Annotated in this window: 20 protein-coding genes and 1 pseudogene; 9 read left to right on the forward strand and 12 right to left on the reverse strand. The window is 44.7% G+C overall.

Annotation, left to right across the window (positions count from 1 at the left end):
• Window positions 1–71: 71 nt before the first annotated feature.
• The 6 genes from ACZ45G_RS03415 to ACZ45G_RS03440 form a co-directional block, all read right to left on the reverse strand.
• Window positions 72–545 (reverse strand): hypothetical protein, encoded by a 474-nt coding sequence (locus ACZ45G_RS03415; RefSeq protein ID WP_464175270.1) that lies wholly within the window; start codon window positions 543–545, stop codon window positions 72–74.
• A 16-nt stretch (window positions 546–561) separates the two neighbouring features.
• On the reverse strand, window positions 562–4044 hold the full coding sequence (locus tag ACZ45G_RS03420) for an efflux RND transporter permease subunit (RefSeq protein WP_464175271.1): 3483 nt from the start codon (window positions 4042–4044) through the stop codon (window positions 562–564).
• A 16-nt stretch (window positions 4045–4060) separates the two neighbouring features.
• On the reverse strand, window positions 4061–5545 hold the full coding sequence (locus ACZ45G_RS03425) for an efflux RND transporter periplasmic adaptor subunit (RefSeq protein WP_464175272.1): 1485 nt from the start codon (window positions 5543–5545) through the stop codon (window positions 4061–4063).
• A 19-nt stretch (window positions 5546–5564) separates the two neighbouring features.
• Window positions 5565–7094, reverse strand: coding sequence for a TolC family protein (locus tag ACZ45G_RS03430; RefSeq protein ID WP_464175273.1), 1530 nt, complete (start codon window positions 7092–7094; stop codon window positions 5565–5567).
• The gene (locus ACZ45G_RS03435; protein WP_464175274.1) at window positions 7091–8434 is read right to left on the reverse strand and encodes a TolC family protein; all 1344 of its coding nucleotides are present in this window, start codon (window positions 8432–8434) and stop codon (window positions 7091–7093) included. Before ACZ45G_RS03435 ends, ACZ45G_RS03430 begins: the two co-directional genes overlap by 4 nt.
• A 758-nt stretch (window positions 8435–9192) precedes the next feature.
• The gene (locus ACZ45G_RS03440) at window positions 9193–10911 is read right to left on the reverse strand and encodes an adenylate/guanylate cyclase domain-containing protein (RefSeq protein ID WP_464175275.1); all 1719 of its coding nucleotides are present in this window, start codon (window positions 10909–10911) and stop codon (window positions 9193–9195) included.
• Window positions 10912–11632: 721 nt separating this feature from the next.
• On the opposite strand from ACZ45G_RS03440, the gene ACZ45G_RS03445 reads away from it, so the two are divergent.
• The 4 genes from ACZ45G_RS03445 (at window position 11633) to ACZ45G_RS03460 (ending at window position 12804) form a co-directional block, all read left to right on the forward strand.
• Window positions 11633–11929: a hypothetical protein gene (locus tag ACZ45G_RS03445; RefSeq protein WP_464175276.1), complete on the forward strand. Its 297-nt coding sequence runs from the start codon at window positions 11633–11635 to the stop codon at window positions 11927–11929.
• A 73-nt stretch (window positions 11930–12002) separates the two neighbouring features.
• Entirely contained in the window at window positions 12003–12170 is a 168-nt protein-coding gene (locus tag ACZ45G_RS03450; RefSeq protein ID WP_464175277.1) for a hypothetical protein, read from the forward strand.
• Between the two features lie 18 nt (window positions 12171–12188).
• Window positions 12189–12524 carry a 4a-hydroxytetrahydrobiopterin dehydratase gene (locus tag ACZ45G_RS03455; RefSeq protein WP_464175278.1) on the forward strand — a complete coding sequence of 112 codons (336 nt, stop codon included), beginning with the start codon at window positions 12189–12191 and terminating at the stop codon, window positions 12522–12524.
• Between the two features lie 97 nt (window positions 12525–12621).
• A complete protein-coding gene (locus ACZ45G_RS03460) occupies window positions 12622–12804 on the forward strand; it encodes a hypothetical protein (RefSeq protein ID WP_464175279.1) in 183 nt (60 codons plus the stop codon).
• Between the two features lie 175 nt (window positions 12805–12979).
• Here ACZ45G_RS03460 and ACZ45G_RS03465 read toward each other — a convergent pair whose 3' ends face one another.
• Entirely contained in the window at window positions 12980–13192 is a 213-nt protein-coding gene (locus ACZ45G_RS03465) for a rubredoxin (protein ID WP_464175281.1), read from the reverse strand.
• Between the two features lie 267 nt (window positions 13193–13459).
• Between ACZ45G_RS03465 and ACZ45G_RS03470 the strand changes: the two genes are divergently transcribed.
• Window positions 13460–13693 carry an integration host factor subunit alpha gene (locus tag ACZ45G_RS03470; RefSeq protein ID WP_464179851.1) on the forward strand — a complete coding sequence of 78 codons (234 nt, stop codon included), beginning with the start codon at window positions 13460–13462 and terminating at the stop codon, window positions 13691–13693.
• 545 nt (window positions 13694–14238) lie between these two features.
• On the opposite strand, the gene ACZ45G_RS03475 is transcribed toward ACZ45G_RS03470, so the two are convergent.
• Both ACZ45G_RS03475 and ACZ45G_RS03480 read right to left on the reverse strand, forming a co-directional pair.
• The gene (locus ACZ45G_RS03475) at window positions 14239–15090 is read right to left on the reverse strand and encodes an EFR1 family ferrodoxin (protein ID WP_464175282.1); all 852 of its coding nucleotides are present in this window, start codon (window positions 15088–15090) and stop codon (window positions 14239–14241) included.
• A 50-nt stretch (window positions 15091–15140) separates the two neighbouring features.
• Window positions 15141–15359, reverse strand: a pseudogene (locus tag ACZ45G_RS03480) (IS3 family transposase); the annotation flags it as partial.
• A 364-nt stretch (window positions 15360–15723) separates the two neighbouring features.
• Between ACZ45G_RS03480 and ACZ45G_RS03485 the strand changes: the two are divergent.
• The 3 genes from ACZ45G_RS03485 to ACZ45G_RS03495 all read left to right on the forward strand — a co-directional run bounded on the left by ACZ45G_RS03485 (window position 15724) and on the right by ACZ45G_RS03495 (window position 19765).
• Entirely contained in the window at window positions 15724–16233 is a 510-nt protein-coding gene (locus tag ACZ45G_RS03485; RefSeq protein WP_464175283.1) for a YgjV family protein, read from the forward strand.
• A gap of 784 nt (window positions 16234–17017) precedes the next feature.
• On the forward strand, window positions 17018–17722 hold the full coding sequence (locus tag ACZ45G_RS03490) for a MerR family transcriptional regulator (RefSeq protein ID WP_464175284.1): 705 nt from the start codon (window positions 17018–17020) through the stop codon (window positions 17720–17722).
• A 12-nt stretch (window positions 17723–17734) separates the two neighbouring features.
• Window positions 17735–19765, forward strand: coding sequence for an oxidoreductase (locus ACZ45G_RS03495; RefSeq protein WP_464175285.1), 2031 nt, complete (start codon window positions 17735–17737; stop codon window positions 19763–19765).
• Between the two features lie 22 nt (window positions 19766–19787).
• Here ACZ45G_RS03495 and ACZ45G_RS03500 read toward each other — a convergent pair whose 3' ends face one another.
• The gene (locus ACZ45G_RS03500) at window positions 19788–20759 is read right to left on the reverse strand and encodes a tRNA dihydrouridine synthase (RefSeq protein WP_464175286.1); all 972 of its coding nucleotides are present in this window, start codon (window positions 20757–20759) and stop codon (window positions 19788–19790) included.
• A gap of 150 nt (window positions 20760–20909) precedes the next feature.
• Here ACZ45G_RS03500 and ACZ45G_RS03505 point away from each other — a divergent pair, with 150 nt between their 5' ends.
• Window positions 20910–22673: an AMP-binding protein gene (locus ACZ45G_RS03505; protein ID WP_464175287.1), complete on the forward strand. Its 1764-nt coding sequence runs from the start codon at window positions 20910–20912 to the stop codon at window positions 22671–22673.
• Between the two features lie 90 nt (window positions 22674–22763).
• Here ACZ45G_RS03505 and ACZ45G_RS03510 read toward each other — a convergent pair whose 3' ends face one another.
• Together ACZ45G_RS03510 and ACZ45G_RS03515 are read right to left on the reverse strand one after the other, a co-directional pair.
• Window positions 22764–24620, reverse strand: coding sequence for a GNAT family N-acetyltransferase (locus tag ACZ45G_RS03510; protein WP_464175288.1), 1857 nt, complete (start codon window positions 24618–24620; stop codon window positions 22764–22766).
• A gap of 113 nt (window positions 24621–24733) precedes the next feature.
• Entirely contained in the window at window positions 24734–25369 is a 636-nt protein-coding gene (locus ACZ45G_RS03515) for an acetyl-CoA hydrolase/transferase C-terminal domain-containing protein (RefSeq protein ID WP_464175289.1), read from the reverse strand.
• Window positions 25370–25501 lie beyond the last annotated feature (132 nt).

A 25501-nucleotide genomic window follows, 5' to 3' on the forward strand; every position in this document is an offset into this window, starting at 1 on the left:
CTCCTAATTAATTGACGTCTAAAGACACGGGGAGTTTTCAGGCTCCCCGTGTCCTTTGGAGATTAAAGATATTATTTCATTTCATGGGTAAAACTGTCCATGAGTTTGGCTTCTCCCAACAGCGCCTTGGCAGTAATGGAGTAGACTCCTTTTTGTTTCATATCAGCCGTAATACCGAATCCTTTGCTCATATACATGGCCATGGCTTTTTGCGGGGGTGCCGTGTCACCTTTTTTGATCATGAATCCGACTTTTCCCTCAAGAACGGGTTTATGATCTTTATCCATGATATAAACCATGATGTGATGGGGCTTATCCATATCTTTTTTGTCAGCGTCTTTGCCATCACGAAGATCCATGAGGTAATAGGAGAGCATATAACCGTCCACTACGGATTCATGGACGAGGGTTCCGATTTTGTCTGACGAAGACATGTCGTGGCCTTTCATGTCGTGGCCTTTCATGTCATCACTGGCAAAGGCAGAACAGGTTAAAATTAATGTGGCAAAAATAAGGGCGATGATGGGTTTCAAATTAAAGTTCATGGGTAAATTCCTTTCTTTAAAGTTTGTTTGTTTTATTGAGTTCCCAGTTTTTCCACAAATCGTAGATCACCGGGATGATAATTAAAGTCATAATGGTAGAGGAGACAAGGCCCCCCACCATGGGGGCTGCAATTCGCTTCATGATCTGGGAGCCGGCCCCGCTGCCGTACATGACAGGTAAAAGACCGATGAGGGTTGTGGCAACTGTCATGATTTTCGGCCGAACCCTGTCCACAGCCCCTTCAACAATGGATGCATGAAGGTCTGCGGCCGTATTCATTTGATTTTTCTCCTTTTTCCGTTTAAAAACCTCATCCAGGTATACCAGCATGACAATACCGGTCTCAGTGGCAAGGCCTGCCAGGGCGATGAACCCGACCCCCACGGCAACGGACATATTGTATCCCAAAATATAGATGAGCCAGAAGCCTCCCAGAAGGGCAAAGGGAAGGCTGGCCATGACAATGAACACTTCAATAATATTGTTAAAGTGAATAAACAACAGGATAAAAATCACCAGCAGGGTGGCCGGGACAATGATGTTCAAGGTTTTCCTGGCCTTTTCCATATATTCATACTGGCCTGACCAGACCAGGGAGTACCCCGAAGGCAGCTCAATATTTTCATCTACCATTTTACGTGCCTGTTTCACATAGGTGCCGATATCCATGTTTTTGATATCTACAAAGACCCAGGCACTTCGCTTAGAGTTTTCACTCTTGATGCCGGCCGGTCCTTTTTTGATGGAGATATCGGCTAGCTGAGTCAGGGGAACCTGGGCTCCGGAGGGGGTGGGAACCAATACCCGTTTGATCATGTCGATATTATCCCGAAACTCTCTGTTGTATCTAAGATTAACCGGATATCGTTCCAGTCCCTCAATGGTATAGGTAACATTCATCCCTCCGATGGCTGTTTTTATTATGTCCTGGACATCTTGCACATGAAGACCGTACCGGGCGATCTCTTCTCTTTTGATGGTAAAATCAAGGTAATTGCCTCCTGTGACCCGCTCGGAAAATGCAGACATGGTCCCTTTTTTATTTCTAAGCAGTGCCTCAATCTGTTCACCGAGGCTGGCCAGGATCTCAAGATCTGGCCCCATGATCTTAATACCCACAGGGGTTTTAATCCCCGTGGAGAGCATGTCAATTCTTGTTTTAATGGGCATGGTCCAGGCATTTGTAAGCCCGGGGAATTTAACTGCCTGCTCCAGATCGTCAGCCAGTTCCTGGATAGTAATATACCGTTCCTGTGGCAATATCCAGGTGAAGGGCGCCTGGAAGAGCCCGGGCCAGTCAGAATAAAACCAGTCAATGGGTTTCTTTCGCCATTCATGGAGAATCTTTCCTTTTATCTGTTCCGGCCAGATCCAGCTTAGGGGTTTTTTCAACCATCCGGGCCAATTGGAAAAGAACCGTTCTTTGTCAATCATTTCATACTCTACCTGGGGCCTCATCATGATCACAGTTTCGATCATGGACAAAGGAGCCGGATCTGTAGAGGTCTCTGCACGGCCAATCTTTCCCAGAGTACTTTTAACTTCCGGAAATCGCTGAATGATCTTATCTGTTTGCTGCAAAAGTTCTTTTGCCTTGGTAATGGAAATGCCCGGCAACGTGGTGGGCATGTACAAGAGGTCTCCTTCGTTCAGGGGCGGCATGAATTCACTTCCTACCCGACTCATGGGATACCAGGTAACGGCAATGGCAAAAAGGGAAACCAATACGGTGATTTTCCGCCATTTTAACACCAGCTTGATCATGGGCAGGTATATCCGGATCAAAAACCGATTCAAAGGATTTTTTCCTTCGGGCATGATTTTCTGTGGGGAAAGGCATAATCCAAGAAATATTGAAAACCCAAGGGCAAAGACCAAGCTCAGCTCCGGCAACTTAACTCCGGCAAGCCTGGCAATAATAACTGCCAGAGGGGGACCTGCCAGTGCAAGAAACCAGATTTTGCGCTTTTGTTTTCCCGGCAATTTGGGGTCTATGGTATTTTCCCGGACAAAAAAGGTCATGAGCACCGGAATAATAGTAATGGCCAGGATCGAAGATGCTGCCATGGCAGAGGTCTTGGTATAGGCCAGGGGCCTGAAAAGTCTTCCTGACTGTTCCATGAGGCTGAACACCGGTAAAAAAGATACCGTGATGATCAAAAGGCTAAAAAACAGAGCAGGCCCCACCTCTTTGGATGCATCAATAATAATCTGTGTGTGGCTTTTTTTCCCCCGATCCCGTTCCAGGTGTTTATGGGCATTTTCCACCATAACAATGGAGGCATCTACCATGACGCCTATGGCAATAGCAATCCCTCCCAGACTCATGATATTGGCATTTACCCCAAAGGGGTACATGATCATAAAAGACATCAAGATGCCCACGGGAAGAGTGAATATGGCCACAAAAGCCGACCTGAAATGGAGCAGGAAAATGATACAGATCAAGGCCACCACGATCATCTCTTCGGTGAGCTTAGTCTTAAGGGTTGCAACCGCCCGCTCAATCAAGGCGGATCTGTCGTATCCGGAGATAATCTCAACCCCTTCGGGCAACCCTTTTTCCAGGTCTTTTAATTTCTCTTTAACTCGCTTTATAACCTCCAGGGCATTCTCGCCGAACCGCATGATAACCACACCGCCAACGGTTTCTCCTTCTCCGTTCCATTCCAGGATACCCCGACGCAATTCCGGGCCAATTTGGATATTGGCAATATCCTTTAATAGAATCGGGGTTCCTTTCTCGTCAAAGGAAACAGCGATCTGTTCAATATCTTCAACCGACTTTATATACCCCAGCCCCCTGACCATGAATTCGGTTTCTCCCATTTCAATGAGCTTGCCGCCTACATCTGAATTGGAACGCTGGATCGCCTTTTTAATTTTCTGGATGGTAATATTGTAGGAGAGAAGCTTGTTGGGGTCCACTTCCACCTGGTACTGCTTGACAAATCCGCCTATGCTGGCAACTTCAGATACCCCGGGAACGGCGGTCAGTTCGTAGCGAACAAACCAGTCCTGGAGAGAACGAAGTTCTGCAAGATCGGTTTTGCCCGTGGTGTCTTTTAAAATATATTCATAGACCCAGCCCACCCCGGTGGCATCGGGGCCGAGACTTGGGGTGACCCCGGGGGGCAGTCTGCCGGATACGAAATTTAAATATTCCATTACCCTGGACCTTGCCCAGTAGATATCAGTACCGTCTTCAAAAATGAGGTAGACAAAAGAAACCCCAAAAAAGGAATATCCCCTGACCACTTTGGCAAAGGGCACACTGAGCATAGCGGTTGTCAATGGATAGGTGACCTGGTCTTCCACCACCTGGGGAGCCTGCCCCGGGTATTCAGTATATATAATGACCTGGACGTCGGAAAGGTCAGGAATGGCGTCCAAGGGTGTGTTAAACATGGCCAGGATACCGCCTACAATAACAAAAAAGGTTGTCAGGATGACCATGAATCTATTGTGCACAGACCACTCAATTATTTTATCTATCATCTGAAGGATTCCTCGTCTATTCCATGTCCTTGAAAAACTCGTCCGCAGGTTTGTCATCCATCTCATCAAAAAAATCATCGGAACCTTCTTTGACTTCTGTCTTTCCCTCCTTGGCAGGACCGGATTTTGATTCGATCATTTTTTGGATCGCCTCTTTAAGCTTGGATTCCGAATCCAGTAAGAACTGCCCGGACACCACAATATTTTCTCCTGCAGCAAGGCCGCTTAACACTTGAACCTTTTCTTGTTCCAGAAAAATTCCCGTGGTGATCTGCCTGGGAGTGAATTTCCCTTTACCCTTTGCCACAAAGACGATTTTTTTTTCTCCGGAATGAATGACGGCCTGAGAAGAGATAAACAATCCTGTTTTACCAGTGTTGGTATTGATCTTAATCTGGGCAAACATGTCCGGCTTTAATTCATCATTTGTGTTTTTAAAAGAAATCCGGATGATCACATCCCGGGTTTTGGGTTGCAGATAGGGAAAAATATAAGAGATTTTACCGGTGTGGACCTTATCCGGATTATAGGACAAGGTCATTTCAACTTCCTGCCCTTCATAAACCAGATTTTGTTCATATTCAAAGATATGAGCTTCTACCCATACGGTGGATAGATCGGCAATGGTAAAGAGGCTTGCACCGGTTTTTACATAGCTCCCTTCAATGACATTTTTATGGGTGATCACCCCCTGATAAGGGGATCGGACGGTCAAGGTTTTTTGAACCTGACCAGAATGTTCAATGCGCTTGATTTCCCGGTCTGCAATATCATAATACTGGAGCCTTTTCCTTGCTGATTCCAGCAGATCTTTGTTTAAATTACTTTTACTTCTCTGGTAATTTCTATAGGCCGAGAGGTATTCTTCCTGGGAGGCCAGTAGGGAGGGAGAATAAATTTCGTATAAGGGGTCTCCCTTGTTAACCATAAAACCAGTATAGTTTGCATAAAGCGTTTCTACCCAGCCGGAAGATTTCTGACTGATAATACCTGTCAGAGTCTCATCAAAAGTAACATGGCCATAGGTTTTGACGGTATGGTTCAAGGGACCTTTTTCAACGGACTCAACTTTCAAGCCCATGTTCTGTTCCACCACAGGGTTAATTTTAATGTCCACTCCGCCTACCAGTTCGTCCTCATACACCGGGACAAGTTCCATGCCCATCTTACTCTTACCAGGTTGATCATAGATCTCGGTAGGATCCATGGGGGCTTTCCAATAAACTACTTTTCGTTCCTTGTCATCGTCCTCTCCTGCCATCTCATCCTCATATACAGGGACAAGATCCATGCCCATCTTACTTTTGCCGGGTTCTTCATAGATCTCGGTAGGGTCCATGGGAGCCTTCCAATAAATGATCTTCTGTTCTTTCGTACCCTCTTGAGTTTCCTGTCCTGTTGTCGGGGCAACGGTACTGAGACCTGTCATTATATAAAAAACAACTGTACCCGTTATCAATGCAGTGAAGACAATGGTCAATCCAATCCCTTTTATTTTCATGAAGTTTTCCCCTGTGTTTTTATAATTTTTTACCCACAATATTTTCCAGTTCAGCAAAGGAGGTGCCAAGGTCAGCCTGTTTTTTAGCAATTGTCAATTTAACTTTCAGCCAATAGGTATAAGAATCAATGACTTGGGAAAATGGGATGGACCCGGCTTCGTATTCCTTGGTGGACACATCCAAGCTGGATTTTGCCAAAGGCAGAATTCTGTTTTGATATAAACTGAACTCCCTTCGGTTTTTGTCTGTTTTAAACCAGGCATTTCTCACCATCCGGTTTGTGGCATTTTCCTGGGAAACCAGGGTTTGTCGAAGACTTGACAGATTTTGCCTTGTTTGCGCAAGCCAGGGTTCATCCAACCCGTATAAGGGTTTGGTAGGACTGTTATTTTTCATGGCCGCCATGGTTTGGGTGGCAAAGGCCTCTTTAGGGGCGTTGGTACCCGTTGTGTTGATGATATCATTTTCAGAAGTTGAAAACCCCAGGGTAAGCGGCGCTTCTATCATGGATTCCGACATTTCCACCATGGACGTTAGTTTTCTGATCTGAAACTGGATTACTTTGAGTTCCTGGCGGTGCTCCCTGGCAATGGGAAACAGCGCTTCAGCCTGGGGCGTTTCGGGAGGCTGTGGGGCAACAACAGTTTTGCCTAAATCGATGTTAGCCGGTAGGCTTAAAAGTTCAAGAATCCGGATTTCTATATTTTTCTTTTTGGCTTTCAAGGTAACCAGATCTTCTTTGAGTTCTTCTATCTTAATATTGATCTTGATCACATCCTGGAAGCTGGTTTTTCCGCTTTTGTACAGGGATGTGGCGACCCCCTCAAGACGTCTAAACGCATCAATGGTCTCCATGGTGATTTTTGTTGATTTTACGACAAAAATTAAGTCCCAATAGACTGTTTCGATATCTCTGAGAACCTGTTTGTTAATAATTTGCATCTTTTCTATCAGCATGGCCACCTGGCTTTGAACAATACGGCCTTTAAGGGAGGACAACCCTGGAAAAGGATAACTCATTCGAATGGAATCCTTCCCTTTCAGGGGGCCAACCTTATTATTGATTGTCTTAGTGAAAGAGGCATATTGCGTAAGCGTGTTGTCCAGGTTCATGACCTGGTCAAAGGACTGAATTTCAGCCATTACTTTTTTTTGGGCGGCCTGGATAGCCGGATTGCGCAAGACAGCAATGACTTTAATCTCATTCAAGCGGATTTTTTGTTGAATATGTTTAATGAGCGCATCTTGATCAGAAGATATCCCGGAAAGCCGTTTGAGAATTTTTTCATCCACCCCCATCTCGACAAATCGGCTGTTCGGGTTGGAAATTTCTCGTTCATACCCCATTTTCAAGGTTTTTATTTCTGCAACGCCATGCGCATCATCAGGAAACGTCTCGGTTTCTTGAATACCGGGTTCGGCTATTATGGCAAAACTCTTTTGCGGAGTGTATTCTTCCAGGTCTTTTTTCATGCTGTCATAATTTGCATATAATAGTGATACCGAAAGAATACTTAGAATAAATATACCGCTTATTAGTATTTTCATTGATTCTCTCCTTCAGGTTCAGAGTTTTTCCTATCAAGAACTACTCCGGCCAGTCGTTCAAGCTGTACAAGGGTCTTACTATAATCAGTCTTTGCCCGTTCAAGGGATAGTTGAAAGTTATAGGCGGTTGCCTGGATCTCCAGGAAATCAGATAATTTCCCCTGTCCTTCCTGGAACCATGTCTCAGATGTTTTAACTGCTTCAAGGGCCTGGGGCAGCAGATCGTTTTCATAAAGGAGAATCAAACGATTTGAATTTTGAAGCTTAAACCAGAGGCGGCTGATCCTGGCTTTGGTTCTGTTAGCGGTCACGGTTTTATCTGCCATGGCTTTTGCTTTGGAAGCCTTTGCCTTCGCTGTTCGGCTTTTGTTTTTACCAAACCACAACGGAAGATTTAAACCCAGTTGTACCCCGACAGCATCATCCCCGGCATCCTTTGGAGGCGATGCCACATCTGGCTGGCCTATTCCCGCATAAAAAAGACCAAACTTGAATGAGGGTAAATTTTCATATTTGGAAAGTTGAATGGCTTCTTCTGACTTTAGAATGGCTTCTTCTGCAATAAGATTATCTTCCTGGTACATCATGGAGAGACCATAAATTTCGTCCAATGAATAAACCACCTGTTTTGGGGGAAGATTCATTGCTCTGCCAAGGGCCTCATTGGGGGGCCTGTTTAATAAAGTATTGATCTTTGTTTTTTCTGTTTGTTCCAGCTCCTGTAACAGCATGATGTCGTATTGAATCTGTGCAGTCTGCGCACGGGCCTTGGACACATCGTAGAAAAGAGCGTTGTCCTGGGCATAGGCATTTTGACTAATATTCAATAATTTTTGGTTCAAACCCAAGTTTGCTTTTGCCACATCAACGGCTCTCTGGATGTAAACCAATTCATAATAAGAAGAAGAAACAGCGGTGACTATATTTTTAACTGTTTTATCCACCATAAGCCTGGAGATCCTGACATCGGCCTCCAGTACTTTGCCCTTTTGTGACAAAGTCCCGGGAAAGGGAATTACCTGGGACAGCGTCAGGTTCCAGTCCTGGGGTCCTAACCTTGTTTCAATGGGCTTGGGGAAATAAGTGGTCATGAGCTGGGGATCTGGATAGCTTTTTCCAATCCTGTAGTTCTCGATAAAGATCTGCCAGGATTCCCGTGAAGCTGTAATAGAGGGATTTGACAAATATGCGTAGTGGAGTAGATCTGACAGATCAAGGCGCTCAGACAACCTGTCCTCTATTCCAGGAAGCCCCCCCTTTTCTGATGCAAAAGAAGTGTCCGGCGAAAAGGTCAAGAAGCCAAAACATAAAAAAACTGCTAATATAGTAAATAGTTTCATTGCAATTCCTTTTGCGTTAAAGATATTAAAGCTATAAACCAGCACCAGACTCATTTTTCAGTCTGGCTGCATTGAATGGATTGAACAGAAGTCAGCTTAAAAGAATTGTTCTAAACTTTGGAAAAAAAGGGTGACTAATCAGTATTAAGTTTAAGGTAATGTACAAAGTATACTTTTTTTTATACGCCCTTACAATCTTTAAAATAGAGCCGATCCAGGTTTTCTACATCACACCTGGAAAAAATCCTTTGCCATTTTCTGATTGGTTCCATGGTCCATTTTATAATGGCCTACAGTATCATGATTCATATTCTGATCACTCATATTTTTATCCAAAAGTTTTTTGGATTTAGTTGGTTCTTTCGTCCAATATGAAAAAAATATTTGCACAAGGTATGCCAAGTCTTTTAAATTTGAAAAAAAGAATAATTTCTGAATAAAACCCATTACTTTTAAACTTTTTGCGATTATTAGGAGAATATTGATACAGTTAGCAACCTGGTTTTGTATGTATGAATTGTCTAATTTTTAGACAGTGTATAGAGAAAGGTGTTTAAAAATTAACCGGATTGGATTCTCTGCTCCGCCATGGTAAAAGCAATTGTATAGAATGAGTATAAAGAAAGATGGGGGTGGAAACTGAGTTTTTATAAAGAGTATATTTTGCCTGGGATCGTTTACCATTTATGTAGCAGCAGCCCAATCACTCGACAACGGGAAAAAATCGTTTTCCAAGCAAGGGGTATGGGAATAAAGCGTTAGCCAACAATGTTTTCTATTATCCGCAGTGTCATTGGCTTATCCACCCCCTTTAGTTCAGCGGAAAATGTTTTTTTAATCTGAATTTGATCCTTTGTGTAGTGGTATACCGATTCCGAGATAACGATTTCCTGCTTCTCTGCCTTGGCCTGAATCCGGCTTGTAATATTTACGGCGGATCCTACAACCCCATATTTTGCCCGGGTATCAGATCCGATATTCCCGACAATTACCTGGCCGGCATTTATTCCAATGCCCATACCCAGTCCGGGCAATTTCTCTTTTTGCATTTTTTTGTTAAAAGCGGCCATTTCAGACTGCATACGAGAGGCGCACTGAATGCAGCAAAGCGATGTGTCAGAGGCAGGTCCAGACAGCGGCTCAAAAAATACCAGTATCGCATCTCCAAAAAAATCAACAATAATGCCATTGTGCTCCTGAATGATTTTTATCATGTGGGAAAAATACTGATTCAGAACCCGGATGATAATTTCAGGACTCAATGTTTCTGAGAGTGCTGTAAAACCCCTGATATCAGACATCATCATGACCACTTCTCTTCTTTTGCCTCCCAGTTTTCCAGCATCTGGATGTTTTAACAAATATTTTGCAAACTCCGGGTCAACATATCGGCCAAAGGAATCCCTTATGAAATCCCGTTCTATCAAACCTTTTACCATGTCATTATAGTTATCCACCAATTGCCCTATTTCATCCTTGCTACTCGCTTTGATGGGAGAACCATATTTTCCGTTTGCGACCTTTTTAGCATTTCTTGACAAGATTTTTATCTGGCTTACGATTTTACCGACATGTGTTCTGATAAGTATTAGGATGATAAAAATTAGACCAGCACTGCCTATAGCAAAAACATTTCTGTATTGGGTGATTGGCTTTAGAATGCTTTTTCCCTTTGCAAATAAGATAATCGTCCAGGGTATTTGTTCAAGCTTATAAAATCCTGCCACCATATCCGGAGGATGTCCTTCTGATTGAACCGTGCCAAAGGAATCGGCCTCCATTTTATTCAAAATTGCTTTTTCCAATGGGTCATTTTTCCCACCCAGAGTCTGCCGGCCTTGCATTGTCATATTGGTATGAGCCATATATTTGCCTTCCTGATCAACAATACATGCCATATCACTTTGCCACCATCCAAGCTTTATGATGTCCTTGAGCAGGTAATTAAAGCTCATTTTAACCTCAATTTGGCCGTTATCATTTCCTCTTACATCAATTAATGTCAAAATCAACGTCACGGTTTCATGCCCTACATCGCTATCATATTCCGGATCAGAAATTTTGGATATTCGGCTGTGCTGGAAATGCATCATCCCATGTTTAACCATCATTGAATTTTCAGGGACTGAAATGAGGTGATCCTTTTTTGATAAATTTTTAAACTCGACATCAATAACGCCTTCCAGGGTTTTTATATGATCCAAAATGGTATCCGGGGATATCGGCGTCTCCTTTTTTTTAGAAAGTTGAAACAACATTTCCATTAACTCAATGGGTTTTAAAAGACGCATTTCAATATAGTGGGCTGCTCGTTGAAGTTTTAGCACAGCCGATTCATTCCACTGATCGAGGATGACATTTCGAGTATACAAAAAACTTAAAATTCCTCCGGAAAAGATGATCAAAAATACGGGGAACAATAACAATACGATTAGTCTTCCCTGAAGGGTTTTAAAATTTAATTTTTTGATAAGCATAATAAAAAGTCCATCTCTGAAGAGTAAATTGAATAATTTTTAATTTATTTATTGGGGTCCTGCACAGTACAAAATATATCCCATGAACCCAAAAAAACCAAAGACCAAGACTAAAAAGAAAACCAAAGATATCATAATTCCCCTGCTCCTTTTTTATAGGTTGTATGATTTATGATTAAAAATCAATTAAGCAATTGTTGTACCAAATGTTTCACCATCACAAGATTTATATCTTTTACCGTTCTTTGGGTGTAACTTTGCACAAAAAAATTAAAATAAAAAAATCACTGATTACATAGGGGAGGGCAACATGAAAATAGGCTCATACATTAAATGAACGAATCTATATCATGTTGCATAGAAAAATATGAAAATTTAAAATGCTTTTCATATATAAAAATTCCAGTGCCATGGGTGAGTCTTTTGTCTATGATTGTCGGGCAGTAAAATATATTTCCTGCCCCATGATTTGATCATCCAGTAATCGTTTTTAGGTCCACCTAACAGAAAAGGTGAATGCAAGTATTCGCTCTCCAGAGGTATTAAACGCAGGTTACATGATGTACGACTACGACTCTCTTGACAAATTATCATCCGCTCTTATTCTATTTAGATACCACATTGTGGTCATTTTAATTATTCATAACTAACACTAATTTAATTATAGCTTTTCGATATTTTCTCGCCATTTATTATGGTACGGAAACATAAGAGGGATAAAATGATTATTCACCAGAGGGAAATAAGTTATACGAAGAACTATTCGGAGTTTTTTGAGACACTTGTCAAGATCAAGGAATATATGGGGGAAAAATATCCTGAAATCTCGATAGATCTCATGTACAATTTAGCAGGACAGAGGGGCCGAGCAACGATTCAGACACGCTATGCTTCGCTGGCTGACTACGAGCGAATCGATGCCGAAGTTGATAACGACGAGGAGTATTCGAAGCTGTTTGAGCCTATCATAACCGCTACCGGGGACCTGCCCGTAGATCAGTTCTATCGCATAATTTAAAAACTACAGCCACATTTATTCAGACGGCACAAACACAGAGAAATTCGTTATACCAAAATGGAGGTATTCAAAAATGAGTGATGATAAACAGAAAACATTATGCGCCCATATAGAAGAAGAGTTGCAGGTCAAAGACCCAAAGGCCTATATTGCACTTATCAAACCGGCCACCCATTACTGCGAAGGCTGTGGACGCAGCACAGCAAAGGCCGAAAATGTGTGTAAACCGCAAAAGTTCTAATAAATAAGGAGCAGCCCCATGGAGGATCTCCATCGTAAACCTTTTGAATCCTGCCGGATGGGGGATCCCTTGATGACCCCTGAAGAGATTAAAGTTCAGAGAACTAACATTCCATATTGGGAAATCGTTGACGTCTGCGGTGTGAAAAAATTACACAGGGAATTTAAGTTTAAAAACTTTCAACAGGCCCTGGCCTTTACCAACAGACTGGGAGAGATTGCAGAGAAAGAAGACCATCATCCATCCATCTTAACCGAGTGGGGCAGGGTTTGTGTGACTTGGTGGACCCATACGGTACAGGGGCTTCATATCAATGATTTTATCATGGCCGCCATGACGGACAGGCTTATATAGCGTATCCGATAGTTGAAAAATTACCGGCTTGTTTGACAAGGCTACCAAAATAAATTGAGCCAAACAGTATCAATTTTGATCATAAAAGGAAAATTTTATGAAAAATGACGCTGATAATAAAAATGACGCCAGTGAACTCAAATGCCCTGAATGTCAAGCGCAATTAAAGGCGAGGAGATCACGAGTGCCGGATAAATGTGAGATGGTTTGCGGTGGGTGCGGACAAAGTTTTGATGTGTGTAATCTTGAAACGCTGGACGCACTTAAAAAGAACTCTTGAGCCAATTTATAAAGTGGAATAATTTGTGATAAAAAGAATTCCGGAATGCTCATTAATCCTGAATAATTCCCTTCTAAAATCATGATTTTATCAATGGCAATGGTGAGACGATCCTTGGTTCTATTCCTGCTCCAAAGATCGACCAGTGCCTTCTCTTCAAAGGGCCATTAAGCAACTATAATTTGCCCTCAGCTAATGTTGACCCCGGTCCGGCTAACGGTCTAAATGTCTTTTTTGATGATCCACAGAAGGGACATTCCCAAGCATCCGGAAGATTTTTAAAAGCTGTCCCCGGAGGGGTATTTGTCTTTGGTTCGCCTTTGTCAGGGTCATAAACATATCCGCAATTGTGTATTTGACATTGATACATATCTTTTGGGTCTGCCATTTTTATTCTCCTTTTCTAAGTAAATTAATTCAATGTTAAACGATCAAAGCGGGGTATATCGTAACCCACCTCATAGATGACATGAACCGTCCCATTTGCTATAGATGAGAGAATGAAACACAACCGCCACGAAAAAGGAGGCGACTCATGAAATAAATTATAGACAGATTCTCAAATATGGTCAAGGGAACTGTTTCTGGATTTGATCGTATCGTATTAAAAGGATGAGGATTTCAACCACTTTTTTTGTCGGAACTCCGGTGAAAGATTGATTCGGTAGCAAAAGACACAGTCGAAACTCTTCTTGAAATTATGAAATCCTCTTTGGCATCAGGAGAAGATGTTATGATTTCAGGGTTTGGTAAATTCCAGGTCAATGACAAGGCGGCACGGAAGGGAAGGAACCCGGCTACCGGGGAGGACATGGTGCTGGGTAAAAGACGGGTTGTTACTTTTAAATGTGCTGGAGTGTTGCGGGATCTGATAAATGGGGCGGAATGACAGGAGATGTTGAATTTACACGACAAACATTGCAGACCCATAATTAATCTATGGTATTTTGAATGTTGCAGTTCTGAAACTAAAAAAAGGCTGCCATAATTTCTTAGTGACAGCCTTTTTTAGAAAAGGAAAAAAAGATGAAAAAACTAACTTGTAGTTAATATTTATTAAAAGCAAATATCCTGCCAATGCACTAAAAATTTTTATTTTTATTTAATTTATTTTATAAGGCATTGAAATAAAGATATTTTCATTTGATTTTATAATAAATTCGTATGTACATAACCTGAACGGAATAGTTCGGATACTATAATGAAGTTCAAAAATTTGAACATGGTCTGAAAAATTTTTAGATAATTATCTATAAGCCCCTGGAATTATATTACAATCACAAGTTTATTTTTCTATACTCAGAACAATAAAATAGTGAATTCTATTAGAATACAGTAAGTTGGCTTAATTACTTTATTGATTTAGCTCTTGATCAAGGTTATATTTTTTGTTTTGATGAACAATCCACTTCAATCTCGGGTAATCTCGCTCCACTAAACCATGATCCTTGACCCAGGATTTTTGACTAATTTTTTGGCAAGGCGCAAAATTTTTTCGTTCCTGGCCCAGTTGACGGTCATGGCTCCAACAGGACATTCCCGGGCGCATGTATAGCAGTGTTTGCAGGTCTTCTGATTGATTGTTTTGACCCCGTCAAGCCCTTTGGTGATGGACTTTGTGTCGCAGTTTTTGAGGCATAAACCGCAGTCCAAGCATTTGGAGACATCGAAATGCACAGGGGCCAGAGATTTGAGCTCCAGCGTTACAGGAAGGAACCGGTCCAAAAAAGTCAGGAGCGGGTTGGGGGACTTGAGGCGTTTTATATCAAAGCCGGAAAGCTCTTCTTTTCCGGCTTTTTCTGCAATAATTTTGACGGCTCCGACAAACTTGGCAAGCATGGCATCATCGGGCTGGCCCTTGCCAAATTCCGGGTACACTTCACCCAGACATTTACCTTTTCCGTCCATAAAATTGTGGTGTCCCACCAAGGCAGCGCCACCCAGAACCTTTGCATCCCGTTTTTCCAACTCCCGGGCCAGCACATAAGGGACCTGGCTGGAAAATACGTTTCCAAAGGTGCAAAAAACAAAGCCTGCTGCCCCTGATAAATTAGGAAGCCTGGCGATCCTTTTCTGAGCCATGTCCGGAACCGCCCAGAAATGGACAGGGGTCCCCAGAATAATCAACCCAGGCTTTTTCATCTCAACCGGATCAAAATCCATTAAGGAGGCTGTTTCCACCCCCCAGCCACAATTTTTTAACGTTTCTTCCGCCAGATCCGCCAGTTTCTTTGTATTACCGGAGTTGGAATAATACAGAACCCAGGCTGTCTTTTTCTGCACCATAATTTTTACTTTCCTTATTCTAATCTTTCTTGTTTTTTGTAGGCACAAAGTCATGCTGCCTTTTCGTATGTTTTCTGATTATATTCAAAATCCAGAGGGCTTACAAGTCCTATAGACAAGGATGTCTTCTTTTGCGGTTATAAAATATTTCAATATATTCAAAAATACTACTTTTGGCTTCATGCCTGGGTTCATATGTTTCTAACAGTATGAAAGAAAGATTCAGCAGGGGTATGCTCAATGCAATTGCCTTGATGGCTCATACTTTGTAGTATTTTATAAACTTTTCATAAATGAAAATGTAATTTCTAATACCAATTGGGGGCTTGGGCAGAGGTCGGGGTGGAATGCGGGTGAACCGTTGATTGCAATTGTCAGAATTGTTCAATCCGTGAGCTGTATCCCACCCCGGCCGGTGCTGTGCGGATCATTCGGGTAAGGGGCATGCCCATTTTTGAGCAGTATGAATTGATTCATATGATTGAAATAACAGATAATGGAGTCTTACAAATGCCAGTGAACACCCTAAAATACTGCTTTGTCCTGAGCCGTTATAGACATTTTTCAACAAATGTTTTATATCGTTATTCTCAGGTTGAAGTTTAACAACTACAAACAATTTATTGGAAAACTATGACGCCCTTTTTTCTGTCACAAATTTTCATTGGTTTTGCAATTTGTTGCGATTCACTTTCTTTTCAATTTAAAGAGCGAAAGAAAATTTTAAGTGTTCTGGTCATCTCCTGCGTTCTTATCGGGTCTCATTTTGCTCTTCTGGAACAGTGGACCGCTGCTGGGCTCGCTGGGCTATCCTCATTACGATTTTTAGTGAGTATAAAGACAACTTCAAAGAAAACGATGTGGATTTTTATCACCCTGTCTTGCCTCATAGCGGTGGTTACCTATGACGGATATTTAAGTATTCTTACTGGCCTGGGGTCTGTTTTTGGTACTGCTGGCTCCTTTTCTAAAAACGATAAACATCTTAGGATGTTCATGCTTGTTGGTACTGGGTTTTGGCTAACTAACAATATCTTGATTGGTTCACCAGCAGCTGTCGCAATGGAGGGGCTTTTCATTGGAAGCAACCTACTTGGCTATTATAGATTTTATATTGAACCAAGCTTGGGAAGCAGGAAGTAGGTAGAATAACAACCGGCTTTGCCACCTGGCCTGTTCCTGCAAACGCAGGCAGGGGGCTTGGGCAGAGGTCGGTGCGGGATGCGGGTGAACCGTTGATTGCAATTGTCAGAATTGTTCAATCCGTGAGCTGTATCCAACCCCGGACGGTGCTGGGGATCATTCGGGTAAGGGGCATGCCCATTTCTGAGCAGTATGAATCGATTCATATGATTGAAATAACAGATAATATTTGATATGATTCTTAGGAACGTGTCCCGGCCTGATCCTGCACAAATGGCATTAACCATGATCATCAGGTCCGGCGGCTGCAATTTTTAGTGAAAGGTGATCCATGGAATCTTTATTATATGTTGGCGGATTTGTGGCAATATATCTGTTCTTGCAGATGTATCTGCTGCCAAAGATGGGCGTATCAACATGAATGCGCAATGCCTGTCAGGTGACAGACAAAGAAAAAAAATCAGATTTAATGAATATAAACAAGGACTGAATCTGAAACCGTATAGCCCGCAAAGCCCATGAATCCCATGAAGATTGGATCGAATGAAGGGGTATTCCTTTCATCTGTTCATGGGCTTTGCAGGTAAAAAAAGGTCAACTTGATTTTTAATCAGCTTGATTTTCAACCAACCTGGGTATTTGATATCCCCCCCCCCCTCTTTTTTAAAAATTTTCATTGTATTTTTGCCCTGCTGCTTGACAGCTATAATCTTTCTGTTCTATATACAAAGTGCAAAGCGTTGGTTTACACTTTTTGATGTTACTTTTACAAACAGGATTCCCCATGAAGGATTCAGATCCAAAGCCTGTGAAAAAAAACAATCAGCCCCTGCTCAAGATGAAGCAACTGGCAGATGCCACAGGCGTTGCCAAATCCACTATCCTCTTGTATGTGAAAAAGGGATTGCTGCCGGCACCTGTGAAAACCAGTCCCAACATGGCCTACTACGATCCCCTGTGTATTGAAAGAATCGCCTTTATCAAAAAAGTTCAGGTAAGTCACAGGCTCCCCCTTGCCGCGATTAAGGGGTTAATCCGGGAGATGGACCAGGGACGGGATATCGCCCCGTTGCTGGAGCTTCAGTCCATGCTCTTCGGGTCAGCCGGGGAAACCCTGGATCGGGACCATTTTTGCAAGGCCACAGGGCTTAGCAGCTCCCAAATGGCCGCATTGTGCCGGTTAGAACTCATTTCTCCCCTTGAAAAAAATGGGTTTGACGACCAGGATCTGGCCGTGGCAAGGCTTCTCAAGGAATGTCTGGACCTGGGGGTGGCACCTTCCGACCTGGCATTTTATCCCGAGTTTGCCAGGCAGATTGTGGACAGAGAAATTGGGCTGCGGGAAAAGTATACAACGGGTTTGGACTTTAAGGAAAACGCAGGCCTTACCCTGGAACTGACCAAACTTGCCAGGGGGCTTCGCCCCTATATCATAGATCGGACCCTGACCAAGAGCTTATTAGAATTTAAAGGACTTAATAAAATTTAATTTGGAGGCAGTATGACAGATCCCCTTTTTAATCCCATCAAGATCAATACCCTGGAACTTTCCAACAGAATCTATTTGCCGGCCATGCACCTTGGCATGGCCAAGGAATTTGAGGTGACCGATCAGATTGTTAATTTTTATGCCCAGCGGGCAAAGGGGGGGGCCGGCATGATTTGTGTGGGGTATGCCACCGTTGATGAATTGTCCGGTAACACCCAGAACATCGGAGCCCACGCGGATCGGTTTATTCCGGGATTGACGCGTCTGGCGTCTGCCATAAAAGAAAATGGGTCCCTTGCAGCCGTCCAGATCAACCATGCCGGCCGGTATAATTTTTCATTTTTTCTCGACGGAAAACAACCGGTGGCTCCTTCTGCCATTGCCTCCCGCATGACCAAGGAGACGCCCAAGGCCATGACAATTGAGGAAATTAAACAGACGGTGAACTCCTTTGCCACCGCCGCCGTTCGGGTTCAAAAAGCCGGGTTTGATGCCGTGGAGGTGCTCAGCGGCACCGGCTACCTGATCTCTGAATTTTTGTCCCCCCTGACCAACCAGAGAAGTGATGAATATGGCGGCAGTCTGGAAAACAGGATGCGCTTTGGCCTTGAAATCCTGGCGGCCATCCGAGAAAAGGTGGGACCGCTGTTCCCTTTGATTGTCCGCATGAACGGCAACGACTTCATGCCCGGGGGCAATCCCCGGGAAGAACTTATCGAGTATGCCAAGGCTTTGGCCAAAGGCGGCGTGGATGCCTTGTGCATAAATGTGGGCTGGCATGAGGCCCGGGTTCCCCAGATTGTGGCCCAGGTGCCAAGAGGCGCCTTTGCCTATCTTGCCCGTGGCATAAAAGAGGTGGTGGATATCCCGGTGATTGCCAGCCATAGGATCAATGATCCCAAAGAGGCCCGGGAGGTGATCCAGGAAGGGTATTGCGATATGGTGGCCATGGGCCGCAGTCTCATTGCCGATCCCATGCTGCCCCAAAAGGCCAGGCAGGGAAAGGAAGACCAGATTGTCCATTGTATTGCCTGTGCCCAGGGGTGTTTTGACAATCTGTTTAAACTCAAACACGTGGAATGCCTGTGTAATCCCCTGGCAGGGTATGAACAAGAAGAAAGCTTGCCTGTTACCTCCTGTAAAAAAGTATTGGTGGTCGGGGGGGGCGCTGCCGGGATGACAGCGGCCCTGACGGCCTTTCGAAGGGGGCATTCGGTCACTTTGTATGAAAGCAGCCATCGTTTGGGAGGCCAGCTGCACCTGGCGGCTGCCCCTCCCGGAAGACAGGAGTTTGCCCAGCTTGCCCGGGATCTTGAGACTCAAATGAGAGTCTTAAAAATTCCTGTGGTCCTGAATACCTTGGTGGACAAAGGTTTGATAGAGGCCATGGCACCCGATGTCGTTCTTCTTGCCACCGGGGCCAAGCCTTTGCTTCCCCCCATTCCCGGTCTGGAATTGCCCCATGTGGTAGATGCATGGGATGTTTTGGAAAACAAGGTGGACACAGGCAGGCGGGTTGCCATCATCGGCGGCGGGGCCGTGGGCGTTGAAACCGCCCTGTTCCTGGCGGAAAAAGGCACCTTGTCGGCGGACATCTTGAAGTTTCTTTTTGTAAACAAGGCAGAGACGCCTGAAACCCTTTTTGAAATGGCGACAAAGGGGAGTAAACAGATTTGTGTGATTGAGATGATGGACCGGGTGGGAAAGGATATTGGTAAATCAACCAAATGGGGAATGATGCAGGATCTGGGCCGTTTCGGCGTCACAACCATTACCTCGGGAAGGGTGACAAAAATAATTGAAACTGGGATTGAATATGCCCAGACTCCGGGCGAAGAAACCCCAGGAGCTTCCCCTGGTGGAGCCACACAACAGATCGAAGTCGATACCGTGGTGGTGGCGGCGGGATCTGCCTCCCATAATCCCCTTGAGCAAATTGTAAAACAAATGGGCTTGGCCTTCCAGGTGATCGGGGATGCCGGCAAGGTGGGTACAGCCTTTGATGCAGTCCATGCGGGATATCGGGCTGCCCGAGATATTTAGTGTTCCTGATCTGAAAGCGGGTTCAAGGTTTTGGGAGAAATTCAAGATTCTGGTCGAAAAAAGCCTCCACCCGGTCTGAATAGGCCGGGAGGGAGGTTGCTTTTAAGATCTGTTTCAAGGGTTTTTCGCTCTCTTGAAAGGAGGGGCCCATATAATTCCAAAACCCTTTCATCCGGCTGGCCAAATGGGCAGGCCCGGAAAAGATTTTGTCGTATTCAGCTAACAGATCGTCATGGAATCCCTTTAATCTCTCGATTCTGGGGGTGCTGTTTTTTTGCGTTTGTTTTATTTCTTCGGCCAGAAAAGGATTGGACAGGATGCCCCTGCCGATCATGAACTGGTTGATATTGGGGAATCGGTCCCGAACTTTTTTAAAGGAAGCAAGATCAATTATATCTCCGTTATAGGTAAAGGTGTGGCGACTGCTTTGGATGGCTTTTTCAAAGGCATCATGGTCTGAAGTGCCTTCGTACATCTGGATACCGGTCCTGGGGTGGAGGATGATTCCTTCCAAGGAGTGTCGTTCAAACATGGCCAGCAAAGAATATATTTCATCCTTTGATCGCCGGCCCAGACGGATTTTAACGGAAAGGGAGGCGGATATGTTGGGGATGATCTGGCCAAGCAGTTCATCAATTTTTGCTGGATAGGGGAGCAGCCCGGATCCCCGGTGTTTTTTCGCAATTTTTGAATGGGGGCAGCCCAGGTTCCAATTGATCCGGCGGTGACCCATTTCATACAAATGTCTGGCAAGGAAGATAAAGTCCGCTGACACATTGCCCAGGATCTGGGGGATGACCGGCAACTGCCGGTTATTTTCCGGGGCCACATCTTTTAACCGTGTCGGTTTGAGCCGCTGCTGGCCCATGGTGGAAATAAAGGGGGCCATTGCTTCGTCAATGCCAAAAAAATGTCTGGCCCAGACATTTCTAAAGGTGACATCGGTAAATCCCTGGAGGGGGGCCAGTATAATCACTATATTGTCAGTATTCATGGGGTGTTTTTCAGCCTCTGGGGATCTTGAAAATTCTTAAAAAATTAAAAAAACTTTGACAAGTATAAGAACGATAAATTATACAGTCAATATTTTTTGGTCCTTTCTATACATAACATTAATGCGGATTGCAAGGAGTGTCTTAACGGTATGAAAGAGCTTTACAGAGAAGTGATCCAGATCAACCAGATGGATGACGATTCCAACAAGGAAGAACGGGCAACGCTATTTTTTAGAAAATTAAATGCCATGACACTTCCCCTGCAGTTTAACTGGGCCAAAGAAATTTTTGAAGACCTCCATGTAAAGGAAACACCGGATAAAACAGCCCTGATATGGAATGATATCCATACCCTTGAGACCCGCACCTATTCCTATGGCCAGGTGCTGGAACGGGCAAATAAATTGATAAATTTTTTGGCAGGCAAGGGGATCGGCCACACGAATAATATGTATATGATGACCCCTCTCTTGCCTGAAATTTGGTTTGCAAGCCTTGCCTGTATCAAGGCCGGAATCGTGTCTGTACCCACGGCCACCACCATGACATCCCGGGAACTTGAATATCGGTTTGAAACCTATCGGCCGGATGTGGTCATGGCCGATGAGGCCTCGGCCGATTTGATTGACCGGGCAGCGCAGGAGACCGGGATCGCGCCCAGGGTCAAATTGGTCCTGGGGAAACGAGAGGGATGGATCTCCTTTGACGAGATCCAAAATCAATCCACTGAGGCAGCAGCAGCAGATACGGCCTCCGATGAAATCCTATTTTGCTTTTTTACCTCGGGTACAACCGGCCTTCCCAAACGGGTGGGACATACGGCAGTTTCCTATCCCCTGGGGCATCTGTCCACCACCGTCATGATCGGTGTCAAACCCGATGATATCCACCATAACCTGAGTGCACCCGGGTGGGCAAAATGGGCATGGTCCAGCTTTTTTGTCCCCTTTAACGTGGGGGCAACCGCCACCGGGTTTCGGTTTTCCGTATTGGATGGGGAACAATACCTGGATGCCCTTTCCCGGAATCATGTGACGACCTTCTGCGGTCCGCCAACTGCCTGGCGCATGTTTGTGAACATGAATCTGGAGTCCTTTGACCTGTCAACCTTGAGACAGTCCATCAGTGTAGGAGAACCCTTAAATTCCGAGGTCATTACCCGGTGGAAAAAATATACGGGTACAGAAATCAGGGATTTTTACGGTCAGACCGAATCCACGGCCATGATCGGAAATCCTCCCTGGATGACGGGAAAAATGCGCTCGGGTTCCTTTGGAAAACCATCGTTCATGTATGACGTGGCCCTGGCAGATGATGAAGGCAATGAGATCATAGAACCGGATCAGGTGGGGCATATCGTTGTTAAATTGGACAATTGGCGGCCCATTGGCCTTTTTTCAGAATACATTGGCAATCCGGAAAAAATGAGTTCTGTATTTGTGGATAACTTTTATTATACCGGAGACAGGGCTTCCTTTGATGGGGATGGGTATTGGTGGTTTGTGGGGCGGGCTGATGATGTGATCAAATCATCGGATTACCGTATCGGGCCCTTTGAAGTGGAAAGTGCCCTTTTGGAGCACTCAGCGGTTGCTGAAGCTGCAGTTGTGGGGGCCCCTGATCCCAACCGGTATCAACTGGTCAAGGCCTATGTGATCTTAAATTCCACCTATGAAGGGAACAGGGAACTTGCCCTGGAGCTGTTTAAACACACCATGAATATCCTGGCCAAGTTCAAGATTCCCAGAATCATTGAATTTGTCGCTGAGGTACCCAAGACCATCAGCGGGAAAATCCGACGGATTGAGCTCCGTGAAATGAGCCTGCAGAATACTGAAATTGATGCCACAGAGGAGAGTAAAGAATATTGTTATTGGGATTTTCCGGAACTGAGTTTAAAAAATAAAAAATAAGGGGTGCCTAGGCGTTAATTGATAATGCCTATCCTTAATTGATTTGCCCTTTTTTGATCTGGTATAGTTGAACCGGTTTTTATTATCGGGTCAGGGAAAGGGCATTTCCACTTCCACTTCGCTACTGCCGCCTCTGGAAAATTTTGCATCGGGATATCTTTTTTGGAACACCTTGAGCATTTTTCGGTTTTCCGCAAGAACCGTGGCAGTGAATTGCTTGTAATGGTTTTCTTTTGCAATGGTTTCCAAAGATGCCAGAAGAAAGCTCGCTATCCCCATGCCATGGAGGTTCTCCTTGACCAGAAAGGCCACTTCCGCTGCATCGCTTCCAATATCGGCATAGGAGCCAATGGCCATAATCTGTTTGCGCTTGCCAAGCTGCATCAGGCCTATCAGGGTCATGTTTCGTCGATAATCCACCTCAGCCCATTGCTCCTGGAGCATTTTTCTGGAGAAGACCTTGCGTTTGTTGAAAAATCGATAATAGATGGACTCTTCCTGGAGGGAATAGAAAAAATGGCGGGATTCAAATTCATCCGAGGGTAACAGCGGCCTGAATTCAACCCGTTTGCCATTGGCAAGCTTCATGGAATAATGATAGGAATCTAGAAACAAAAGATCCTGGCTGGTGGGGGGCAGCTGGTCCGGGAAGATATAATGTCTCCTTTTGGCTTGGCGGATCAGTTCTTTGCGAAACTTGGGGTGGGCAATCTGGGCCAGTTCCATGACCCGCTGGAAAATGCTTTTCCGCCCCATTTCAGCAATGCCGTACTCGGTGACGATGATGTCGATATCCCCCCTTGTGGTGGCCACACCGGCGCCTTCACTCAAATGGGGGACAATACGGGAGACGGCTCCGTCCTGTGCGGTTGAGGGGATGATGATAATGGAAAATCCTCCCTTTGACATGGAAGACCCCCGGATAAAATCCACCTGATCTCCGATCCCGCTGTAAAAAAGGTATCCCTTTGAGTCGGAACAGATTTGGCCCGTGAGATCCACTTCCAGGGCAGAACTGATGGAAATGAAATTGTCGTTTTTGGCAATCACATTGGGGTCATTGACAAAATCCGAGGACTTAAAATAGAACATGGGGTTGTTGTCCACATAGTCATACAGGGCTTTGGAACCCATGCACAGGCTTGCCACCACCCGGTCCGGTAGATAGTTTTTTTTCCGATTGGTAATCACTTTGTTTCGAAACAAGGGCAATAGGCCATCGGTGATGACCTGAGTGTGGATGCCCAAATCCTTTTTGTCGGCAAGATAGGGCAGTATGGCATCGGGCAGGTGGCCAAATCCGATCTGGATGGTGGACCCGTCATCCACCAGCATATTGACATAGTGGCCGATCCGCTCCACCACCTGCTGGTTTTTGATGCCTGGCAGGGATTCCAAAAGGGGTTCTTCATATTCGACCAGAAAGTCGATTTCATCAATGTGAACCACCGAGTCTCCCCAGGTTCTTGGCATCTGGGGATTGACCTGGGCAATGACAACCTCGGCATTTTTCATGCCCGAAAGGGTGATGTCTACGGAAATACCCAGGGAACAATAGCCGTGTTTGTCCGGGGGGCAGACCTGGATAAGGGCCACGTCCAGGCCGATTTCATGATTTTCAAATATTTGGGGAATCTGGGACAGGTAGACCGGAATATAATCAATTTTTCCTTCAAAGGCGGATTGGCGCATGAGAACAGAGATAAAAAACAGCTTGATGGAAAACCGGGAAAGAAAATTTTTGTCGTTGACATAATCGGACAAGGTGGAGGAGAGCATCTGATAAATAATGATATCCTGGATGGACAGGTCTTCGACCATGGCTTTGATAAGTCGTTGCGGCTCTCCGCAGCCGGTTCCAAGAAAGACCCTGCTGCCGTTGTGGATTTTTTTGACGCTTTCTTCAGGGGTGAGAAGTTTGTCCGGACAGGTTTCCCTTAAATTCATGAGTCGTTCTCCTGGTGAGCCTGCTGTTTTTAAAATGGGTATAGACTGGGCCAAGTATTAAATAAATTTTTAGGAATGTACAGGGAAAACCGGAGATCTCTTTTCATCAGGGGTTAAATCGAAACCTTTCCCTTGTACAGGGTAACACCCGGCGGAATCTTGTCCAGGGAAAATCCCTTGGGTTTGGTCATCCTTGGGTCATTAAAAATTGTTTTTAAAAGTTGTTCCCTGTGGTCCGGATGGGAGATGCTGGCAATGGCCAGGCCCTTGAACCCGGTGGGCAGATCCCTTAAATCGGCGATACCGTATTCGGTCACGATGACCACCCCGTCATAGGCTGTGGCCGTCAGGGTGATGCCCGAGGGGCAGGCCGGGACAATCTTGGATTCGCCTTTATTGGTAAGGCTTTTCATGGCAATGACGGGGGTTCCATAGCGTTTATGACTCAGGGCCCTGACAAAGTCCGGTTGGCCGCCCACCCCGCCGTAATACCGCAAGGGATCTATGAAATCTGCCCAGACGTTGCCGCTCAGATCTACGCCTATGGCTGTGTTGACCGATAGAAAGGGGCCGCAGGCCTGTATTTTTTGGGCAGAATTGGTATACATGCATGGCCGCATCTGGACCTGGGAGCGCATATCCACATAGTCATACAGGGCCTGTGATCCCATGATCAGACTGGTGGTGCTATAGCCTGTATTGATTTTTTTTGCTTTGTTGGTGATGATCCCTTTTTCCTGGAGATACATGAGGCCATCCCCATAGAGTTCGGTCTGGACCCCTAAATTTTTGCGACCTGTGCGGGTAGCTTGAAGAAATATAATGGATGATAATTGCTAAAAAAACTTCCAAATATAAAAAGTAGTAGACATTCGTTTCTC

The organism is Desulfoconvexum algidum, from assembly GCF_055382125.1.

What these genes read in the sequence shown, in the direction of transcription:
- ACZ45G_RS03415 (WP_464175270.1), bottom strand. Translation starts at nt 545, where the DNA reads ATGAACTTTAATTTGAAACCCATCATCGCCCTTATTTTTGCCACATTA.
- ACZ45G_RS03495 (WP_464175285.1), top strand. Translation starts at nt 17,735, where the DNA reads ATGACAGATCCCCTTTTTAATCCCATCAAGATCAATACCCTGGAACTT.
- ACZ45G_RS03425 (WP_464175272.1), bottom strand. Translation starts at nt 5,545, where the DNA reads ATGAAAATAAAAGGGATTGGATTGACCATTGTCTTCACTGCATTGATA.
- ACZ45G_RS03420 (WP_464175271.1), bottom strand. Translation starts at nt 4,044, where the DNA reads ATGATAGATAAAATAATTGAGTGGTCTGTGCACAATAGATTCATGGTC.
- ACZ45G_RS03450 (WP_464175277.1), top strand. Translation starts at nt 12,003, where the DNA reads ATGAGTGATGATAAACAGAAAACATTATGCGCCCATATAGAAGAAGAG.
- ACZ45G_RS03515 (WP_464175289.1), bottom strand. Translation starts at nt 25,369, where the DNA reads ATGTATCTCCAGGAAAAAGGGATCATCACCAACAAAGCAAAAAAAATC.
- ACZ45G_RS03490 (WP_464175284.1), top strand. Translation starts at nt 17,018, where the DNA reads ATGAAGGATTCAGATCCAAAGCCTGTGAAAAAAAACAATCAGCCCCTG.
- ACZ45G_RS03465 (WP_464175281.1), bottom strand. Translation starts at nt 13,192, where the DNA reads ATGGCAGACCCAAAAGATATGTATCAATGTCAAATACACAATTGCGGA.
- ACZ45G_RS03475 (WP_464175282.1), bottom strand. Translation starts at nt 15,090, where the DNA reads ATGGTGCAGAAAAAGACAGCCTGGGTTCTGTATTATTCCAACTCCGGT.
- ACZ45G_RS03510 (WP_464175288.1), bottom strand. Translation starts at nt 24,620, where the DNA reads ATGAATTTAAGGGAAACCTGTCCGGACAAACTTCTCACCCCTGAAGAA.
- ACZ45G_RS03430 (WP_464175273.1), bottom strand. Translation starts at nt 7,094, where the DNA reads ATGAAAATACTAATAAGCGGTATATTTATTCTAAGTATTCTTTCGGTA.
- ACZ45G_RS03500 (WP_464175286.1), bottom strand. Translation starts at nt 20,759, where the DNA reads ATGAATACTGACAATATAGTGATTATACTGGCCCCCCTCCAGGGATTT.
- ACZ45G_RS03485 (WP_464175283.1), top strand. Translation starts at nt 15,724, where the DNA reads ATGACGCCCTTTTTTCTGTCACAAATTTTCATTGGTTTTGCAATTTGT.
- ACZ45G_RS03445 (WP_464175276.1), top strand. Translation starts at nt 11,633, where the DNA reads ATGATTATTCACCAGAGGGAAATAAGTTATACGAAGAACTATTCGGAG.
- ACZ45G_RS03440 (WP_464175275.1), bottom strand. Translation starts at nt 10,911, where the DNA reads ATGCTTATCAAAAAATTAAATTTTAAAACCCTTCAGGGAAGACTAATC.
- ACZ45G_RS03460 (WP_464175279.1), top strand. Translation starts at nt 12,622, where the DNA reads ATGAAAAATGACGCTGATAATAAAAATGACGCCAGTGAACTCAAATGC.
- ACZ45G_RS03435 (WP_464175274.1), bottom strand. Translation starts at nt 8,434, where the DNA reads ATGAAACTATTTACTATATTAGCAGTTTTTTTATGTTTTGGCTTCTTG.
- ACZ45G_RS03505 (WP_464175287.1), top strand. Translation starts at nt 20,910, where the DNA reads ATGAAAGAGCTTTACAGAGAAGTGATCCAGATCAACCAGATGGATGAC.
- ACZ45G_RS03455 (WP_464175278.1), top strand. Translation starts at nt 12,189, where the DNA reads ATGGAGGATCTCCATCGTAAACCTTTTGAATCCTGCCGGATGGGGGAT.